Here is a 261-nt window from a genome sequence, read left to right on the forward strand (position 1 = left end):
TGTTGGTAGTTACGCCTGAAAAAGCCCGTCTGATTGAAGGCGTGAATAATCGTCTGGCTAAAGAAATTAAAGGCGGTAGCGAACGTCAACAAACAATGAGCGAGTTGACCTTCCCTATTAACAACTCAACGCTACCCAACAACAGTAAAGCAGACCGTACAGGCTCATCAGACGATGATATGTACTTAAAAGAGTTCTTTAACCGTGTTGATAAAAGCTTGCAAGAGCTTTATAACAAATCACCACTACCTGTGATTTTGG

General features: G+C 41.8%; 1 protein-coding gene. It reads left to right on the forward strand.

Annotated elements, in window-relative coordinates:
* Positions 1–41: 41 nt before the first annotated feature.
* Positions 42–261 (forward strand): baeRF3 domain-containing protein (locus ACSV5T_RS10000; RefSeq protein ID WP_438321024.1); only part of this gene is annotated, 220 nt, incomplete at its 3' end.

The sequence above is a fragment of the Veillonella sp. ZSJB6 genome (assembly GCF_051549505.1).
In the GTDB taxonomy this organism is placed as follows: domain Bacteria; phylum Bacillota; class Negativicutes; order Veillonellales; family Veillonellaceae; genus Veillonella.